Origin of the sequence: Bordetella sp. BOR01 (assembly GCF_019218885.1) — a bacterium.
Lineage (GTDB): Bacteria > Pseudomonadota > Gammaproteobacteria > Burkholderiales > Burkholderiaceae_B > Bordetella_A.
Genome location: NZ_JAHUWT010000004.1, coordinates 516,834 through 536,127, shown reverse-complemented (window position 1 = coordinate 536,127; position 19,294 = coordinate 516,834). Strand labels below are relative to the sequence as shown.

At 65.7% G+C, this 19,294-nt stretch carries 16 protein-coding genes; 9 read left to right on the top strand and 7 right to left on the bottom strand.

All coding sequences use genetic code 11. The features are described 5' to 3' along the window. The first annotated feature begins 130 nt into the window (after positions 1–130). On the top strand, positions 131–2,575 hold the full coding sequence (locus tag KW845_RS24230) for a mechanosensitive ion channel domain-containing protein (protein WP_218371910.1): 2,445 nt from the start codon (positions 131–133) through the stop codon (positions 2,573–2,575). Between the two features lie 122 nt (positions 2,576–2,697). After that, positions 2,698–3,174 carry a DUF411 domain-containing protein gene (locus tag KW845_RS24225; protein ID WP_218371909.1) on the top strand — a complete coding sequence of 159 codons (477 nt, stop codon included), beginning with the start codon at positions 2,698–2,700 and terminating at the stop codon, positions 3,172–3,174. A gap of 23 nt (positions 3,175–3,197) precedes the next feature. Here the strand turns inward: KW845_RS24225 and KW845_RS24220 are convergent, their stop codons facing one another. The 7 genes from KW845_RS24220 to KW845_RS24190 form a co-directional block, all read right to left on the bottom strand. Continuing rightward, entirely contained in the window at positions 3,198–4,595 is a 1,398-nt protein-coding gene (locus tag KW845_RS24220; protein WP_218371908.1) for a M20 family metallopeptidase, read from the bottom strand. After that, complete coding sequence (locus KW845_RS24215; protein ID WP_218371907.1) at positions 4,592–5,563, bottom strand: ABC transporter ATP-binding protein; 972 nt, start codon at positions 5,561–5,563, stop codon at positions 4,592–4,594. Before KW845_RS24215 ends, KW845_RS24220 begins: the two co-directional genes overlap by 4 nt. Then, on the bottom strand, positions 5,563–6,543 hold the full coding sequence (locus tag KW845_RS24210; RefSeq protein WP_218371906.1) for an ABC transporter ATP-binding protein: 981 nt from the start codon (positions 6,541–6,543) through the stop codon (positions 5,563–5,565). Before KW845_RS24210 ends, KW845_RS24215 begins: the two co-directional genes overlap by 1 nt. A gap of 28 nt (positions 6,544–6,571) precedes the next feature. Then, entirely contained in the window at positions 6,572–7,492 is a 921-nt protein-coding gene (locus KW845_RS24205; protein WP_218371905.1) for an ABC transporter permease, read from the bottom strand. 3 nt (positions 7,493–7,495) lie between these two features. Further along, positions 7,496–8,413, bottom strand: a complete 918-nt coding sequence (locus tag KW845_RS24200; RefSeq protein WP_218371904.1) for an ABC transporter permease — start codon at positions 8,411–8,413, stop codon at positions 7,496–7,498. 34 nt (positions 8,414–8,447) lie between these two features. Beyond that, positions 8,448–10,001: an ABC transporter substrate-binding protein gene (locus tag KW845_RS24195; protein ID WP_218371903.1), complete on the bottom strand. Its 1,554-nt coding sequence runs from the start codon at positions 9,999–10,001 to the stop codon at positions 8,448–8,450. 78 nt (positions 10,002–10,079) lie between these two features. Continuing rightward, on the bottom strand, positions 10,080–10,871 hold the full coding sequence (locus KW845_RS24190) for a GntR family transcriptional regulator (RefSeq protein WP_218371902.1): 792 nt from the start codon (positions 10,869–10,871) through the stop codon (positions 10,080–10,082). Between the two features lie 220 nt (positions 10,872–11,091). Here KW845_RS24190 and KW845_RS24185 point away from each other — a divergent pair, with 220 nt between their 5' ends. From KW845_RS24185 to KW845_RS24155, 7 genes are all read left to right on the top strand, one after another. Beyond that, positions 11,092–12,294 (top strand): alanine--glyoxylate aminotransferase family protein, encoded by a 1,203-nt coding sequence (locus KW845_RS24185; protein ID WP_218371901.1) that lies wholly within the window; start codon positions 11,092–11,094, stop codon positions 12,292–12,294. 51 nt (positions 12,295–12,345) lie between these two features. Then, complete coding sequence (locus KW845_RS24180) at positions 12,346–13,395, top strand: serine hydrolase (protein WP_218371900.1); 1,050 nt, start codon at positions 12,346–12,348, stop codon at positions 13,393–13,395. Between the two features lie 143 nt (positions 13,396–13,538). Further along, positions 13,539–13,976, top strand: coding sequence for a universal stress protein (locus tag KW845_RS24175; RefSeq protein ID WP_218371899.1), 438 nt, complete (start codon positions 13,539–13,541; stop codon positions 13,974–13,976). Positions 13,977–14,116: 140 nt separating this feature from the next. Beyond that, positions 14,117–14,905: an amino acid ABC transporter substrate-binding protein gene (locus tag KW845_RS24170; RefSeq protein WP_218371898.1), complete on the top strand. Its 789-nt coding sequence runs from the start codon at positions 14,117–14,119 to the stop codon at positions 14,903–14,905. A gap of 35 nt (positions 14,906–14,940) precedes the next feature. After that, positions 14,941–15,594 carry an amino acid ABC transporter permease gene (locus tag KW845_RS24165; protein WP_218371897.1) on the top strand — a complete coding sequence of 218 codons (654 nt, stop codon included), beginning with the start codon at positions 14,941–14,943 and terminating at the stop codon, positions 15,592–15,594. 31 nt (positions 15,595–15,625) lie between these two features. Beyond that, on the top strand, positions 15,626–16,378 hold the full coding sequence (locus tag KW845_RS24160; RefSeq protein ID WP_218372166.1) for an amino acid ABC transporter ATP-binding protein: 753 nt from the start codon (positions 15,626–15,628) through the stop codon (positions 16,376–16,378). A gap of 318 nt (positions 16,379–16,696) precedes the next feature. After that, on the top strand, positions 16,697–19,105 hold the full coding sequence (locus KW845_RS24155) for a penicillin acylase family protein (protein WP_255592943.1): 2,409 nt from the start codon (positions 16,697–16,699) through the stop codon (positions 19,103–19,105). Positions 19,106–19,294: the final 189 nt, after the last annotated feature.

Below are 19,294 nucleotides of genomic sequence, written 5' to 3'. Positions count from 1 at the left end.
GGCCTTTATCATGGCGGCGGCGCCTGTTCTTTGGGCACCGCGTTGCCGCGGCCCGCGCACTAGTGGCCGCCTGTCTCTCGAAGGAGGCCGCCACGTGGCTCGGCAAGCACGTTACACCAGATCCCTGGGCATGTATCTTGACTCGGCATTGCCGCGTGCGCGGTTGGCCGTGCCGTGGATGCGGGCAGCTTGCGCGATGCTGTTGCTGGTGGCCCTGGTCCTGTGCCTGGGCAACGCGGCGCGGGCAGCCGCGGCAGCCGAGCCCGCGGCTTCGACCGAAGCCGCTTCGGAACTGACCCCATCCCGTCTGGCGGACCTGCTCGATGATCCGGCCACCCGGCAACAACTCATCGAGCGCCTGCGCGACCAGGCGCCTGCGTCCGCAGAGGGCGCCGCGCCGGCAAGCCAGTCGGCCGACGCCAACCGATCGCTGCCTTCCCGCATCGCGCAGGGGGCCCAGTTGTTCCTGGCTGGCATGGCCGCGCATGCCGGCCAGGCGGTCGAAGAGCTGACCGCGCTGGCCACGGGCCAGGGCATGCCAGCCCCGCAGCGCCAGGCGTTGGTCGACGCACTGCTGGGGCTGGCCGTCGCGGCGGCCGCCACCGTGGTGGCATTCCTGCTGCTGCGGGCCATTGCGGCGCGCATCTACGCCCGCATCGACCGTTGGGTGGCGCGGGCGCCGGCGCCGCTGCCGGCACCCGCACGTACGGGTGCGCACAAAGGGGGCGCCATGTCTGCCATGGGCCGGCGTGCTGTCGCGATGTTGGGGGCCCTGTTCATCGACCTGGTCATCGTGTTGCTGGCCGGCGCGGCGGGTTACCTGGTGGCTTTGTACGGATCCGAATCCCGCGGCACCATCAGCGCCGCCCAATCGATGTTCATCAATGCCTTCGTGGCAGTCGAGATCACCAAGGCCCTGATCCGCGGTATTTTCGCCACCCGTTACCCCATGCTGCGTCTGTTCACCATGGCCGACGACGTGGCGCGCTACTGGAACGACCGCCTGGGGCGCATAGCTGCCGTCATCGGCTATGGCCTGCTGCTGGCCGAACCGCTGGCCAAGTCGCTGCTGTCGCCCTCCATAGGCGAATTGCTGGGACTGGTCATCATGGTGGCGGCGTATAGCTACGCGCTACGCACCATCTGGCGCAACCGCCAGGTCCTGCGCGAACGGCTAGAGCAGCGCGCGACCCGCGCCTCGGCCACGTACTTCGGCACCTGGTTCCGGCTGCTGGCGCGCAGCTGGCATGTACTGGCCATCGGCTATTTCACCGTATTGCTGGTGGTCAGCCAGGTGGACACTGAAAGGGCACTGCCTTTCATGGTGCAGGCCACCGCCCAGTCGCTGCTGGCACTGGGGATAGGCGCGCTGCTGATCGTGTTGCTGGCCACCGTGCTGACGCGCCGCATCACGCTGCCCGAAGATGTGCGCCGCAAATTGCCGATGCTGGAGGCCCGGGTCAATGCCTACGTGCCCGCGGCACTGCGCGGCCTGGGCATCCTGATCCGCATCGTGGTCGCCTTGTTCGTGCTGGACGCCTGGCGAGTGTTCGATTTGTCGACCTGGATCGTGTCCGATGCCGGAGCCGCCGCCGTACGCATGGTGGTCAATGTGGCCATCATCCTGCTTATCGCCACAGTGGCCTGGACCGTGATCGCCAGCATCATCGAGCACCGCCTCAGCCTGAGCGAAGGCAGCGGCATGCCGACAGCGCGTGAGCGGACCCTGCTTTCGCTGTTCCGCAATGCCGCGCTCATCGTCATCGTGACGCTGACGGTGCTGGTGGTGCTGTCCCAGATCGGCGTGGATATCGCGCCGCTGATCGCCGGCGCCGGGGTAGTGGGCCTGGCCATCGGCTTCGGCTCGCAGAAGCTGGTGCAGGACATCATTACCGGTGTCTTCATCCAGCTGGAAAACGGCATGAACCAGAACGACGTGGTGCAGGTGGCCGGTATCTTCGGCACCGTCGAGAAAATCACCATCCGGTCGGTGGGCATACGCACGCTGGATGGCGGCTACCATTTGATCCCGTTCTCGTCGGTGGACGTGGTTTCCAACCACATGCGCGACTTCTCGTATCACCTGGGCGAATACACCATTGCCCATCGCGAAAGCGTAGACGACGCGATCCAGCATCTGCGCCTTGCGTTCGACGAGCTGATGCAGGACGAGCTGCTGGCGTCCGAAGTGCTGGAAGAAGTCAGCATCCCGGGGGTCACGGCGCTGAGCGAGAAGGGCGTGACCATCCGCGTGCTGATCAAGACCACGCCGGGCATGCAGTGGGCGGTGCAGCGCGGCTATAACCGCCTGGTCAAGAAGCACTTCAATGCCGCCGGCATCGAGCTGCCGTACCCGCATACCGTGGTCTACTTCGGGCAGGACAAGAACGGCTACGCGCCGTCCGCCAACCTGTTCATGCAGACCGACCGGCCTGCCGGACACGGCAATGCGGACGCCGCCGGCCATACGCGACGCAGGCTGTCCAAAGAACAGGGCACGGCCAGCGAAGACGTGCTGGGCAACGAACTCGACCGGGTGGTGGATGACCCGGATGCCGAGCCGCGGCCGGCCTAGCGCATGCCGGACTAATCCCCCCGCGCACCCCAGGGCTGGTGTAACCCTGGGGCGGTGGCCGGCCGTTGCTTTGGCGGCCGGACTACCGCGATCTTTCCGCCCGACCTTCCACGGACCATGCCATGCCTACGAATTCCCGCTTTCCTGTCTTGACACGCCGCCGGCTGCTGGCCGGCCTGGCGCTGGCGCCCGCCTTGACCTGGGCAAACACCCCCGATACGCGGGTCCGGGTCTGGAAGTCACCCACCTGCGGCTGCTGCCAGGACTGGGTCGCGCACTTGCACGACAACGGCTTCCAGGTCGAGGTGCAAGAAGTGCCGGACACTTCCGCCGTGCGCGAGCGCCTGGGCATACCGATGGAGTACGGTTCATGCCACACGGCACTGATCGACGGCTACGCCCTGGAAGGCCACGTGCCGGCCCGCGAAATCCGGCGCCTGCTGCGCGAGCGGCCCATGGCTGTCGGCCTGGCGGTGCCGGGCATGCCGCTGGGTTCGCCCGGCATGGATGGCCCGGAATACGAAGGCCGCAAGCACCCGTACGAAGTCTTGCTGGTGCGGCGCTGGGGCATGACGCAGGTATACCAGGCTTACCTGTAAGATCCCGGCCGTGGCCGGCCAGGTCAGTGCCTTTCGGGCGGCGGCGTATCACCGGCGCCCAGGTCCCAATACAGGCCCGTCATCAGGCCCAGCGCTTCGCGCAGCAATTCCGGCGGCAGGTGTTCGTTGGGTGCATGCTGCGAGCAGCCGGGGTACGAGTGCGGCACCCAGATCGTGCGCAGCCCCAGCACCTCGGTGAAAATATCATTGGGCAGCGAGCCGCCCAGATTGGGCAGGATCGCCGCCTTCTTGCCACTGGTCTGCTCCAGTGACGCCACGGCCCAGCGTACCCAGGCATCGTCGGGATCGATGCGCGTAGCCCGGAACATGGTTTCGCGCGTGGTCTGTACCTTCACCATCGGGAAGCCCTGGCGGTCCAGGTGGCGCCGCAGCGCCGGCAACAATCCGTCGGGGTTCACGCCCACCACGAAGCGCAACTGGCAGCGCGCCCAGGCACGCGGGGGGATGGCATTGACGGGGGTCTCGGGGTTGCCGGTCTTGTAGGCCAGCACTTCGAACGAACACCAGCCGAACACCCGTTCGGCGGGCGACAACCCGGGCTCGCCCCATTCCGGTTCGATGACCGGCCCATCGGCACCGCCATCCACCTGGCAATCGGCCAGCGCGCGGCGCACTGCGGACGGCAGTTCGGCGGGCACCCATTCGGGCACGCGGATCTGTCCGCTGGGCGATACCAGCGTCGAGATGGCATGAGCCAGCTGGATGCCGGGGTTCGAGATCAGGCCGCCCCAGTTGCCCGAGTGATGGCCGCCGGCCCGGGCCTCGATGCTCAGGTCGAAATTCAGGCTGCCGCGCGCGCCCAGGAACACGGTGGGGCGTTGCGGGCTCAGGCGCGGGCCGTCCGAGGCGATCAGCAGGTCGGCCGCGAAGCGGTCTTTGTGCTGGGCGCACAGTTCGCGCAAGCCCATGGACCCGGTTTCTTCGCCCATTTCGATCAGGTACTTCACGTTGAAACCCAGCTTGCCGCGTGTTTGCAGCACCAGGCGCAGGGCTTCCATGTTGACGCTGTGCTGCCCCTTGTTGTCGGCGATGCCGCGTCCGTACCACCGGCCATCTTGTTCGACCAGTTTCCAGGGCGACAGGCCGGGATGCCATTCCGGTTCCAGGCCGCGGATCACGTCGCCGTGGCCATAGCCGAACACCGTGGGCAGGGCAGGGTCTTCGATGCGCTCGGCGTACAAGAAGGGCGCCAAGGCTCTTTCATGCGTCAGCGTGCTGCATTCGAAGCCCATGGCCTCGAATGCCGGCCGCATTTCCGATTCCAGGTAGGCCGCCAAGTCCGCGGCGCGGGCGGGATTCTGGCTTTCGGTGGGCACGGCCAGGCGCCGGGCAAGCAGGGTGCGGAAAGCACCGGAATCGAAACATTGTTCGGCGTTGGCGATGGCAAGGGCGCGGCTCATGGCTGAAGGATTCCTTGGGTGGGCGGCGGATAGAGATGGCAGGCGACCAGCGCCTGTTCCTGGTGCAGCAGGTCGGGGCGCGACAGGCGGCACTGCGGCATGGCGTGCTTGCAGCGGGGGTGGAACGGGCAACCGGCCGGCGGATTGATGGGATCGGGAAACGACAAGCCCAGCCCCGTATCAGGTATGCCCAGTCCGGGCTCGGGCGTCAGGACCGAGGCCAGCAGGGCCTGGGTGTACGGGTGGCGCGGCTGGCGGAACAGTTCGGCCGCCGGGGCGGATTCGACCACCCGGCCCAGGTACATCACCGCCACATCGGTAGCGATGTGCTCGACCACGGCCAGGTTGTGGCTGATGAAGACATAGGTCAGGTTGAACTCCTGGCGCAGCGCCATCAGCAGGTTCATGATCTGCGCCTGCACCGAGACATCCAGCGCCGATGTGGGCTCGTCGCAGATGACGATCTCGGGGTTCATTACCAGCGCCCGCGCAATGGCCACGCGCTGGCGCTGCCCGCCCGACAACTGGCCAGGCGTGTTGCCCGCCAGGCGGGCCGGCAGGCCGACTCGCTCGAGCATTTCGATGGCCTTGTGCTGGCGCGGGTTGGCGATGCCATGCACTTCCAGCGGCAACGACACGATCGAGGCAATGGTACGGCGCGGGTTCAGCGATGAATACGGGTCCTGGAATACCGGCTGCACGCGGCGTGCCAGGCTGCGCCGCGACATGCCGCGGATGTCCTGGCCTTCGATGCTGACCGTGCCGCCCGTGGTGGGAATCAGCCCCAGCAGCAGGCGCGCCAGCGTGGATTTGCCGCAGCCCGACTCGCCCACTACGCCCAGGACCCCGCCGCGCTGCACCGCCAGGTCTACGCCGTTGACCGCGTGCAGCGTGCGGCGCGGCTGGAACATGCCGGTCTTGACGGTGAAGCTGCGGCTGACATCCCGCGCCTGGATCAGCGTATCCATCAGGCGGCCTCCGTGCGGATACAGCGCCATTGCCGGCCGGGCGGCGCCTGGTGCACCGGCACTTCCTGCCGGCAAACCGGCTGCGCATGGCGGCAGCGGTCGTGGAAGGCGCAGCCATGCAGGTCGCCCACCAGCGCGGGCACCACGCCCGGAATCGTGCCCAGCGGCGTGCCCGGCGGTGTGCGGCCCGGTACCGGAATACAGGCCAGCAGGCCCTCGGTATACGGGTGGCGCGGCGCAGCGAACAGCTCGGCCACCGGCCCCTGCTCGACGATCTGCCCGGCGTACATGACCGCTACCTGGCGGGCGATGCGCGCCACCACACCCAGGTCGTGGGTGATCAACACCATGGCGATGCCCAGTTCGGCCTGCAGGTCGGCCAGCAAGCGCAGGATCTGCGCCTGGATGGTGACATCCAGCGCGGTGCTGGGTTCGTCGGCGATCAGCAGCTCGGGGCCGCACATCAGCGCCATGGCGATCATCACCCGTTGGCGCAGGCCGCCCGATAGTTGGTGCGGGTACTGGCCCAGTCGTTGCCCGGCCGAGGCGATGCCGACTTTCTCCAGCAGTTCCACCGCGCGCTCGCGCGCCTGGGCGGCCCCGGCGCCCCGATGGTGGCGATAGTGCTCGGCCAGTTGTTCGCCGATGGTATAGGCCGGATTCAACGCCGTCATGGGCTCCTGGAAAATCATGGCCATCTTGTTGCCGCGCAGCGCATTGACACGGCGCCGGCCGGCCCGCGACAGGTCTTCGCCCAGCACTGCAAGGCGCGTCGTGCTGCGCCGCGCCGCGCGAGGCAGCAAGCCCATGATGGCCAGCGAGGTCATCGACTTGCCGCAGCCGGACTCGCCCACCAGGCACAGGGTCTCGCCGCGCCGCACCTGGAACGACACGCCGCGCACGGCATGCAGGGGACCGCGCGGCGTGTCGATGTCGACCCGCAGATCCTGTACGTCCAGCACGATATCGGAAGCGCTCATGCGCGGCTCTCTTTAGTGTGAACAGGCCCTAAGCCTTGTCCTCGGGTGTCAGCCACTGGTGCAGGCCGTCGCCGGCCAGGTTGATGGCGAAGATCAGCAGCGCCAGCGCGCTGCCGGGTATGGCAATCAGCCAGAACGAAAAGAACATGTAGGCCTTGGCTTCCGAGATCATCAGCCCCCACGAGGGCAGCGGCGGCTGCACACCCAGGCCCAGGAACGACAGGGCCGCTTCCAGCAGGATGGCGCTGGCCGCCTCGAGCGTGGCGATGACGATCAGGTGCGGCACCACGTTGGGCAGCACTTCGCCGCGCACGATGCGCCAGGTCGAGGCACCGGCCGCCTGCGCCGCCGAGACATATTCGAGCGAGCGCACCTGCTGGGTGGCGCTGCGCATCACGACGGCGAAGCGGTCCCATTTCAGCAGCCCCAGCACCAGGATCACCACCCACAGCGAGCCGCCGACGATGGCCACGGTGGCCAGCGCCACCAGGATCACCGGCATCGACAGGCGGGTAGTGACCAGGAAAGACACCGCCATGTCGATACGCCCGCCGAAGTATCCGGCCGCCATGCCCAGCGCCGTGCCTATCAGGCCCGATATCAGTGCCACGCTGACGCCGATCAGCAGCGAGATCCGCGCCCCATAGAACAGGCGGGACATGTAGTCGCGCCCCAGCTGGTCGGTGCCCAGCGGATGCAGCCATGTGCCTTTCTCGAACCAGACCGGCGGGGCGGTGCGGTGCGTCAAGTCCTGGAAGTACGGATCATGCGGCGACAGCCAGGGCGCCAACAACGCCACCAGCACGATCAGCAGCAAGATGGTGCCGCCCACCAGCAGCGCCTTGTTGTGGCGCAGCCGGCGCCAGGTCAGGCGCGCAGGCGCCTCGGTGGCCACGACGGCGGGGGGGCTGGGCACATTGGCCAATACCGGGGGCAGGGGCGCGGCCATGGCTCAGGATACCCGGATGCGCGGATCGAGCCACGCGTTAGCCACGTCGGCCGCCAGCGTCAGCAGCACGTACAGCACCGAAAGCAGCAGCACGATCAACTGCATGACGGGATAGTCCTTGAAGGTGATGCTCTGGTAGGCCAGGTAACCCAGCCCGTCGAGCGCGAAAATGGTTTCGATCACTACCGAGCCGCCCAGCAGGTAGCCCAGCTGCACCGCCGCCAGGGCCACCACCGGCACGATGGCGTTGCGCAGCGCGTGCTTGAAGATCACCTTGCCGGCCGGCAGGCCCTTGGCGCGGGCAGTGCGGATGTAGTCGGCACCCAGCACTTCGATCATGCCGGCGCGGATCAGGCGCATGAACGCCGGCGCCACGTAATAGCCCAGGGCGATCGCCGGCATCACGAAGTGCTGCCAGGTGCCGCTGCCCGATACCGGCAATATCCGCCACGTAATGGAGAACAGCATGATCAGCAGCAGCGCGAAGAAAAAATTGGGCAGCGCCTGGCCCAATACCGCCACGGCCAGGCACAGGCGGTCGGCCAGGCTGCCCTTGTACAGGGCGGCCAGCACGCCCAGGGGAATCGAGATCAGCAGCGCCACGCTCAACGCCGCCACGCCCAGCAGCAAGGTGGTCTTGAGCTTGGCGAAGATCAGCGGCCCCGCGTCGGTCTTGAAGTACACCGATGTGCCGAAATGGCCGTTCAGGATGTTCCACAGCCAGTCGGCGTACTGCACGACCACCGGGCGGTCCAGCCCGTAGGTCTTGCGGATCATGTCGATATCGGCCTGGCGCGCGCCTTCGCCGGCCAGCGCCACGGCCGGATCGCCCGACAGGTGCAGCAGCAGGAAAGCCAGCACGGACACGGTCAGCGCCACCAGTACCGCCAATCCCAGCCGCCGGATCATGAATGCAAGCATTGTTTTCCCCCATGTTGCTGCCGCACCGGCCGGTTTATTTCCAGCTCATTTCCCAGAAGCGCACCAGCTCGTCGGGATACGCCTTGAATTCCACGTCCTTGCTGGCCACGTAATACACCGGCAGCGACCACAGCGGCGCCGCATAGGCGTGTTCGGCGATCATGGTCAGGGCCTGCTTGTAGGCAGCATTGCGCGCATCGCTGTCGATGGTGCGGTCACCCTTGTCCAGCAGCTCGCGCACCTTCTCGTCGTGGGTGATGTCGTCGTTGCCGAAGGCGAAATACACGGGCGTCGAGGCCGACACGTCGTTGACCAGGTTCGAGCCCCAGGTCTGGTGGGTAAGCGATGCCTTGCCGGCCCGGATCATGTCGCGCATGGCGGCGTACTGCAGGTAATTCAGCTTGGCGCGAATGCCCACGGCCTGCAGGTAGTTGATGATGGCCTCGGTCTGGTTGCGCTCGCGATAGGCCACGATGTCGATATCGAAGCCGTCGGGGTAGCCCGCCTCGGCAAGCAGCTTCTTCGACAGTTCGGGGTCGTACTTGTAGACGGGCGCGCCCTCGTCGGTGCAGCCCACTTGCGAGGGCGTGCAGATGGTATTGAGGATCTCGGCGCCTTCGCCCACGATGTTCTTGATGATGGCTTCGCGGTCGATGGCGTGCAGAATCGCCTTGCGCACCCGTTCGTCTTTCAGTTGCGGGGCCGGCGTGTTGTCCAGGATGTTCATCTGCATGAACACGATGCGCATCGTGTTGCCGCTCTTGACCTGAAGCTGGGGCAGCGTCTTCAACTGCTCGGCCTGGTCCTTCGGCACGTGCATGATGAAATCCTCGCCGCCCGAGATCACTTCGGCCATCTGGGTCTGTCGATCGGGAATGAAGCGGATCACCACCTTGCCTATCGTGGGCTGGGCCTTGGGCGAATCCTTGAAATAGTCTTTGTTGGCCTCCAGCGTGATCGACTTGCCGGGCACGTATTCCACTACCTTGTACGGGCCGGTGCCCACCGGCTTGGCGTTCATGCCTTGCGGGCCGACTTCGGCGTAGTACTTGGCCGGGTGGATGGCCACCGTGGTAGACAGATATTCCTTGGCCCCGGGGAAAGGCTCTTTGGTGGTCAACCGCACCTTGTACTTGCCCAGTTTCTCGACCTTGTCGATCCAGCGCACATTCTGCTGCGTGGTGGCCTTGTTCTTCGGATCGGCCACGAAGTTCAAGGTGTACACCACCGAGTCGGCGTCGAACTCTTCGCCATTGTGGAACTTGACGCCTTCGCGCAGTTCGAATTCCAGCGTCTTGTCGTCGACCTGCTTCCAGCTCTTGGCAAGCTGGCCCTTGTACTCGTTGGTCAGCGGGTCCCGATACAGCAGCGTGTCCCAGACATTGGCGGCAATGATCACCCCGATGCGCACATTGTTGTAGTAGGGGTCGACGCTTTCGGGAGCCTGGTCGTAGGCCATGCGCAGGGTGTCGTCCTGCTTGCCGGCAACGGCGGGCTGCACGGCCAGGGCGGCACCGGCCAGCAGCAGCGCGGCGGCGGGAAAGCGGAAAGACAGCGGTGCAACGAAACTAACGCGACGTTCAGCCATGATTGGCTCCTGTAGACCGTATCGGTTGAGCGGAATACTGCGGTGTTGCGTGAACCGTGCCTGGACTCGCCGGGGCCGCTAGGGGCTGTCTGCACTGAAAGAAGCCATGCACTGGCCGGGGTCCGGGTCGGGGTGCTGCGGCGGCGCCTTGGCATGCGCCATGGTTTTCAATGCGGCATCGCACTTGCGCTGCAGATGCGTGCGCATGATGCCAGCCAGGCGTTCGGCATCGCGCGCGGCCAGCGCATCGGCCATCTCGATGTGCTCGCGCATGGCCTGGTCCCATTTGTCGCGGTTCTCGTTCGACACGAAGCGCAGGTTCTGGATGCGCACATTCTGGGTTTCGTACAGCCGCGTCAGCAAGCCGTTGTGGGCGGCCTGGCTGATGCGGGCATGGATCTCGCGATTGGCGCCGTAGTACGTCGGCAGGTCGCGGCGCGCATGGCTGGCCATCATCTCGTAGGTCAGGGCGCGGATCTCGGCGATTTCATGTTCGGTGGCGCGCTCACAGGCGTAGCGGCACGACAGCGCTTCCAGCCCACCGATTACTTCGAAGGCTTCGCGGATATCCGCCACAGACAAGGCCACCACCTGGGCGCCACGGTTGGGCTCGATGCGTACCAAGCCCTCGGCAGCCAGCAGCCGGAACGCTTCGCGCAGCGGCGTGCGCGACACGCCCAGCAGGTCGCCCAGCGCGCGTTCGTTCAAGCGTGTGCCCGGAGGAAATTCACCCTGGATGATGCGCTCGCGCAATTGCTCGGCCACCGCGGCCGGCAGCGTGCGGCGGTCGCCCGCGGCCCGGACAGGGCGGGCGGCGGGTGCGGCGCCGGGGCCGGTATCATCAGGCTTCAATGCAGGATTGCTGCGCATTTGGTATACCAAAACGATTTGGTCTTTGTCCCAATATAAAGCAGTCGGCAGGCCTGCCATCATGGGGGAATACCCTGAATTTTCAATATAAAACAAAGGGCTAGGGGTTAATCATGATAGGGCCGTTACGGATATGGATTGCTCGTGCGCCAGGGCTTGCGTATGATGTTTGCACCTGTTTTCTAGTTGTATACCAATTTCGCCGACTAGAGGCTCACTCATGATTTCCTTGCACGGGCATCCGTCCGGCCGCCATTTCCTGCAAATACCCGGGCCGACCAATGTGCCGGATCGCGTGCTGCGCGCCATGCACCATGCCACCATCGACCACCGCGGCCCGCAGTTCGGCGACCTGGGGCAGGCGGTGCTGCAAGGCATGCAATGGGTGTTCCAGACCCGTTCGCCGGTGGTGATCTACCCGTCGTCAGGCACAGGCGCCTGGGAAGCCGCGCTGGTCAATACCCTGTCGCCCGGCGATGCGGTGCTGATGGCCGAGACCGGGCATTTCGCCGCGCTGTGGCACCGCCTGGCCAGCCGCCTGGGACTGGATGTCGAGATCATCGAGGGCGACTGGCGCCACGGCGCCGACCCGTCCCGGATCCAGGAACGCCTGGCCGCCGACACCGGGCACCGTATCAAGGCAGTGTGCGTGGTGCACAACGAGACTTCCACCGGCGCGCTCACCGATATCGCACAGGTGCGCCAGGCCATCGATCGCAGCGGCCATCCGGCGCTGCTGATGGTGGATGCCATTTCGTCGCTGGGCGCCCTGGACTACCGCCATGACGAATGGGGCGTGGACGTGGGCGTGGCCGGTTCGCAGAAAGGTCTGATGCTGCCGCCCGGCCTGTCGTTCAACGCACTGAGCGAGCGCGCGCTGGCTGCCGCGCAGAGGGCGCGCCTGCCGCGCTCGTACTGGGACTGGGGCGCCATGCTGCCCATCAATGCCACGGGCTATTTTCCCTACACACCGGCCACCACCTTGCTGTACGGGCTGCATGAAGCACTGGACATGTTGCGCGCCGAGGGCCTGGAGCAGGTCTTCGCCCGCCATCAGCGGCTGGCTGGCGCCACGCGGGCCGCGGTGCAGGCCTGGGGCCTGGAAATCGTCTGCCAGGACGCGGCCGCCCGCAGCGACGCCTTGACGGCAGTGCTGATGCCCGCCGGGCACAGCGCCGACGCCTTGCGCAAGGTGATCCTCGAACGCTATGACATGTCGCTGGGCCAGGGGTTGGGGCGCCTGTCCGGCAAAGTATTCCGCATCGGCCACCTGGGCGATTTCAACGACCTGTCGCTGTGCGGTACCCTGGCCGGTGTCGAAATGGGCCTGGCCGCGGCCGGCGTGCCGCACCGCCGCGGCGGCCTGCAGGCCGCCGTCGATTACCTGGGACGGCTCGCCGCCGGCGCCGCGCAGGCGGCCTGAAGCTGCCCTGAAGTTACCCCGAAGCCGCCCGCATTCATGAAGGGATATCACATGCAAGAGACATTGATGCAGCAGGCGATCCAGTTCGCCCAAGAACACGAAACCGCCTGGGACCGCGAAGTCGACGGCGTATGGGGAGTGCACCAGCAAGATCCGCCTCCCTGGAACCGCCTGCTGGGCCCGGTGCACGGGCGCGGGCCGATAACCGGGCTGGTGGTGGTCGATGGCCAGACCGTCGCGTCGTGGGGCGAGCCCCAGCGCGCCGACCTGACATTCAGCGTGGCCAAGCTGTACCTGGCGCTGGTGGCGGGGGTGGCGCACGATCGCGGCCTGCTGCCCGATGTCGATGAACCGGTGCGCGCGCGCGTGCCGGGCATCGGCTTCGATACCGGCCGCAACGCGAAGATCACCTGGCGGCACCTGCTGCAACAGACCAGCGAATGGGAAGGCGAGCGCTTCGGCGTGCCCGACCAGGTCGACCGCTATCGCGCCGTCACTTTCGGCACGCCGCCGGCCGGCAAGAAAGGCGACCCCCGGCCGCTACAGGAACCCGGCACCTACTGGGAATACAACGACGTACGCATCAACCAGTTGTCGTACGCGCTGCTGCACTTGTTCCGCAAGCCCTTGCCCGAAATATTCCGCGAGGCCATCATGCGCCCCATCGGCGCCAGCGACGACTGGCATTGGGTCAGCTACGACAACGCCTGGGTCGAGATCGACGGCGAGCTCATGCCTTCGGTGCCGGGCGGTTCGCACTGGGGCGGCGGCATGTCGATCAGCAGCGCCGACCAGGCCCTGATCGGCCGCATGCTGCTCGACGGCGGCCGCGCCAACGGCCACCAGGTCATTTCGACTGAATGGCTGCGCGCCATGCGCACCCCCAGTGCGCTGGCGCCGTACTATGGCTTCCTGATCTGGCTCAATGAAGGCCGGCGCGTATTCCCCAGCGTGCCGGCTTCCAGCTTCTTCGGCGTGGGCGCGGGCAGTTCGTTCACCTGGATCGAGCCCGAACGACGCATGGTGGTCATTGTGCGCTGGCTGGACTCGGCGCACGCCGACACCTTGTTCGGCAAGATCCTGGCAGCCGTGGACGCCTGAACCGATGCGGCACGCGGCCGTGCCCCACAGGGGCACGGCCGGCCATGGCGAGCGCTTGACGGGTATCAATTACGGCCGGGTTTGGCGGCACTACCCTGGCCAACAGGCAGGGCGTCCGCCCGCCATTTACCCAGAGCATCGCCATGTACCAACACATCCTGATTCCCATCGATGGTTCCGATCTGTCGCAAATCGGTCTTACGCAAGGCCTGGCGCTGGCCCGCGCACTGCAGGCCCGCGTCACCATCATGACCGTGCTCGAACCATTCCATATCCCGTCCTCCGAAGGGGTGCGGCTGGCCAGCGTGCAACAGCAGTTCCAGCGCCAGGCGCGCGAGCGGGCCCAGGGCTGGCTGGACGCCGCCGCAGCCCGCGCCCAGCAAGCCGGCATACCCTGCGACAGCCACGTGCACGATGAAGGCCAGCCCTATGCGGCCATCGTCGAATACGCCGCCCAGGCGGGTTGCGACCTGATCGCCATGTGCTCGCACGGGCGCAGCGGCATGGCGGCCATGGTGCTGGGCAGCCAAACCCAGAAAGTGCTGGCCAAGTCCAAGATTCCCGTACTGGTCTACCGCTAGGGCCTGACACATGCCCGTGCCGGCAACGCCGGCTGCCGTGCAGCTTCGAAACCCAGGCCGGACTGGATATAATCGCCAGTTCGGCCTTTTTCGTGGCCGTCCGATGTTTCTTCCTTTGCGCGCGTTGCGCACGATTTCATATGAAAAAACTGACCGCTGTCTTTCTGGCCTGCGCCACGTCGCTGCTGGCCGCTTGCGGCCAAGGCGACGATCCGGCGCCCCAGGCCGGCGCCCCCGCCGCCCAGAAAATCGTCGTAGGCCTGGACGACAACTTCCCGCCCATGGGCTTTCGGGATGAAAGCAACCAATTGGTCGGCTTCGATATCGACATGGCGCGCGAGGCCGCCCGCCGGATGGGCATCGAAGTCGAGTTCAAGCCCATAGACTGGAGCGCCAAAGAAGCCGAACTGAACGGCAAGCGCGTCGATGCGCTCTGGAACGGCCTGACCATCACCGAAGAGCGCAAGAAGAACATCGCCTTTACGGCACCGTACATGGCCAACCACCAGATCATCCTGGTGGCCCAGGCCTCGCCCGTGCAGGCCAAGGCCGACCTGGCCGGCCGGGTGGTAGGGGCCCAGGACGGCAGCAGCGCCGTGGACGCCATCAAGAAAGACACGCAGGTAGCCGCCAGCCTGAAAGGCCTGAAACTGTTCGGCGACAATGTCACCGCGCTGATGGACTTGTCGGCCGGCCGCCTGGATGCCGTGGTGGTCGACGAGGTCGTGGGCCGCTACTTGGCCAGCAAGCGGGAAGGGCAGTACCGTGTGCTGGACGAGAACTTCGGTACCGAAGACTACGGCGTGGGCGTGCGCAAAGACGACACCGAACTGCTGGCACGGCTCGACCAGACCCTGGACGCCATGAAAAAGGACGGCAGCGCCGCCCGCATCGCGCAGCAATGGTTCGGCGCCGACATCATCAAATAAGCCGGCCTGGCACGGCCGGCTGACGGAACCGCCGCATGGATTACGTCATATCCCTGTTGGGGCCGATGGCACAGGGGGCCAAGACCACCCTGACGCTGTTCTTCGTGACGTTCGCGCTGGCAGTGCCCCTGGGGCTGCTGCTGGCGCTGGCGCGCATTTCGCACTGGCGGCTGCTCAGCCAACTGGTCAACGGCTATATCTGGCTGATGCGCGGCACGCCGCTGATGCTGCAGATGCTGTTCATCTATTTTGCGCTGCCGTTCGTGCCAGTGGTGGGCGTACGCCTGCCCGATTTCCCGGCCGCGGTGGTGGCGTTCACGCTGAACTACGCGGCCTATTTCGCCGAGATCTTCCGGGCCGGCATCCAGTCGGTCGATCGCGGGCAATACGAGGGCAGCAAGGTGCTGGGCATGAGCTACCTGCAGACCCTGCGCCGTATCGTGCTGCCGCAGATGGTGCAGCGCGTGCTGCCGCCCATGAGCAACGAGACCATCACGCTGGTCAAGGATACGTCGCTGATCTACGTGCTGGCGCTCAACGATATCCTGCGCACCGCACGCGGCATCGTGCAGCGCGATTTCACCACCACGCCGTTCCTGGTCGCGGCCGCTTTCTACCTGATCATGACGCTGTTGCTGACCTGGCTGTTCCAGCACATGGAAAAACGCTATGCCAAGTACGACCAGTAGCGTGCCAGCCGGCACCGATACCCGCTCCGTGATGATCGCCGCCCGTCAGGTCGGCAAGTCGTTCGGCATGGCACGGGTGCTGGACCAGGTGTCGCTGACCTTGCGCAAGGGCGAGGTGGTGGCCGTCATCGGCCCGTCCGGCTCGGGCAAGAGCACCTTCCTGCGCTGCCTGATCCACCTGGAAACCATCGACCAGGGCAGCATCGAGATCGAGGGCGAAGCGTTGGCCACCGCCATGCCCGACGGCCCCAGCCGCTATGCGCGCGATGCCGATGTACGGCGCATTTGCCGCAAGATGGGCATGGTGTTCCAGTCGTTCAACCTGTTCCCGCACATGACGGTGCTGCAGAACATCATCGAGGCGCCGATCACGGTGCAGGGTGTGCCGCGCGATGTGGCCATCCCCAAGGCCGAGGCCTTGCTGCGCAAGGTCGGCCTGCTGAACAAGCGCGACAACTACCCGGCGCGCCTGTCCGGTGGCCAGAAGCAGCGCGTGGCGATCGCCCGCGCGCTGGCCATGGAGCCCGACATCATGCTGTTCGACGAGCCCACTTCGGCGCTCGACCCGGAACTGACCGGCGAAGTCCTGCGTACGATGCGGCAACTGGCCGACGAGCACATGACCATGCTGGTGGTCACCCACGAAATGGGTTTTGCCCGCGAGGCCGCCCACCGCGTCATCTTCATGGACGAGGGCCGCATTGTCGAAGAGTCGGCCGCCGAAGCCTTCTTCCGGGCGCCGCAGCAGGCGCGGGCAAAGGCCTTCCTGGGCCAGATGCTGTAACAGGCAAGCTCGTCAGTTCTGCGAAATCAGAGGTGTCAGGCTCCGCAGGTGCCTGACACCATGGTGGGCAGCGACTGTCTCCATCGTACGGTGTCAGGCACCCTGACGGGAGCCAGACACCTGACAGGGCGACAAGCGCGCCACATTGTTACACCCAATGAAAGAATTCATAAAATAAAACAGCATTTCTCCACCATCTGATTACCTTAGTAACGTTGCGTCAGCCGACCAGATGCGGCGGCGCTTTCGGGCAGACAGAGAGGAGACGAAATGCGTACGTTCAAACGCAGGATTGCCGCATGGCTGGCATGTGGCGCCATGGCGCTGCTGGCTGGTTGCGCCGCGCCAGGCGGCAAGAAAGACACGATCGACATGGCGGGGCTGTCGCAGCCGGTAGAGCTGCTGCGTGACAAGCACGGCGTTACCCACATCTACGCCCAGAACCAGCACGATTTGTTCTTCGCCCAGGGCTTCAATGCCGCGCGCGACCGCATGTGGCAATTAGACCTGTGGCGCCGCCAGGGCGAAGGCAAGATGGCCGAGCAGTTCGGGCAGCGTTTTGTCGACCAAGACCGCGCGGCACGCCTGTTTCTGTACCGTGGCGACTTGCAGGCGGAATTCGCCAGTTACCATCCCGAGGGGCAGGCCATCCTGACCGCGTTTGCCCAGGGCATCAATGCATACGTCGATTGGGTGAAGGCCAATCCGGATCAGATGCCGCCCGAGTTCAAGCTGACCGGCACCGAACCCGGCTATTGGAGCCCGCAGACATCGCTGATCCGCATCTACGGCCTGACCCGCAACGCGGCCAGCGAAGTGAAGCTGTCGCAGCAGATTGCCGCGCTGGGGCTCAATGCCGTGCAAGACCTGGGTGTGTACGAACCACCCATCGCGCTGCAGGTGCCGGCCGGGCTGAACGTGGACCAGATCACCGAAGCCGTGCTGGCCGACTACAACCTGGCGCGCAAGGGGCAGAAATTCGAAGCGGCCGATTTCCCGCGCAGCCCCTTGGCCGCGGCCCAGCGCGACGAACTGGCGCGCAGCCTGTCGGCCAACCTGCAGGCATCGCTGGACCCGGATCTCGATCCTTTGGCGCCCCGCTATGAAAGCAATAACTGGACCATTGCCGGGCAACGCACGTCTACCGGCCGGCCGATCCTGGCGGGCGACCCGCACCGCAGCATCGCGATGCCGTCGTTGCGCTACATGGTGCACCTGAACGCTCCCGGCTGGAACGTGATCGGTGCCGGAGAGCCCGCGTTGCCGGGCGTGTCGATGGGGCATAACGATCGCATCGCGTTCGGCCTGACGATCTTCTCGTTCGCCGACGAAGAAGATCTTTACGTCTACGACACCAATCCGGCCAACCCCGACCAATACCGCTACCGGGGCGGTTGGGAAGCCATGCGTACGCTGGAAGAGACCATACCGGTACGCGGGCAGGCCGCGGCCACGCGGCAGCTTAAATTCAGCCGCCATGGGCCGATCATTCATGAAGACCCGATCCGCCACAAGGCCTACGCGTTGCGGGCTGCCTACCTGGAATTCCCGGGTACGGCGGCCTACCTGGCCAGCCTGCGCCTGAACCAGGCGCAGAACTGGGACCAGTTCGTCGCGGGCATGGAAAAACACTACACGCCCAGCGAGAACATGGTCTATGCCGACGTGGACGGCAACATCGGCTGGTTCGGCGGCAGTATCGCTCCCATCCGTCCGCGCAAAGACTGGTCAGGCATGTTGCCAGTGCCCGGCAACGGTGATTTCGAATGGAACGGATTCCTGCCCACCACCTCGCTGCCCAAGGCGCTGAACCCGCCCGAAGGCTATGTGGCGACCGCCAACGAATACAACCTGCCATACGATTTCCCGCACAAGGACATGTCGGCCCGCACCTGGTCGGAACCGTATCGAGTGCAGCGCATCCGCGAGGTATTGGCCGACAAGAGCGGACTAAGCCTGGAAACTTCGCAGCACCTGCAATTCGACAACCTGTCGATTCCGGCGCGCACGCTGGTGGCTTATGTGAAACCGCTGAACTCGACCGCTCCTGGCGCCGGCGAGGCGTTGCGCCTGCTGCAAGACTGGGATTACCGTACCGAGATCGATTCCCGGGCCGCTACGGTGTATGAGTTCTGGCTGCCTGAAGTGGTCAAGCGGGTATCAGACCTGTACATCCCGGCCCAGGGGCGCGCGGCATTTGGCGACCTGTCGACCGGCAAGGTACTCGACAAGCTGGCCACGCCGGACGCGGCCTTCGGGCCACGCCCCGAACAAGGGCGGGACGCGCTGTTGCTGGCCGCGCTGGACGACGGCGTACGCAAGCTGACGGCAACGCTGGGCACCGATTCCAGGCAGTGGGAATGGGGCAAGCTGCACCACATCCAGTTCGAGCACGCGCTGGCCGGCCTGCTGCCGCCCGAAACGGCCAAGGCCTACGGAACGCCCCGCTATCCGGTCAGCGGGGATAACGATACGGTGCACCGCGCCACTTTCCGCAAATCGGATTTCCGCCAGATCAGCGGCGCGTCGTACCGGCAGGTGATAGACGTGGGCAACTGGGACAACTCGCGCATGCAGAACATGCCGGGCCAGTCGGCCGACCCGCGCAGCCCGCACTACCGCGATTTGCTCGAGGGCTGGGCCACCGGCAAATACATACCCATGGCCTTCAGCCGCGAGAAGGTGGAAAGTGAGTTGGGCGACAGCCTGACGTTGCAGCCTCGGTAGTAGGGGGGACGCGGCGCAGCGTATTGGCGGACACCCATGGCACTGCCTTAGGAAAGGACGGGGCCGTGTCGCGCTATTGCCAGGTGTCAGGCTCCCGCCAGGGTGCCTGACACCGTACGATTGAGATAGTGGTGGCACACCATGGTGTCAGGCACCTGCGGAGCCTGACACCTGGCAGTATCCTGGCCA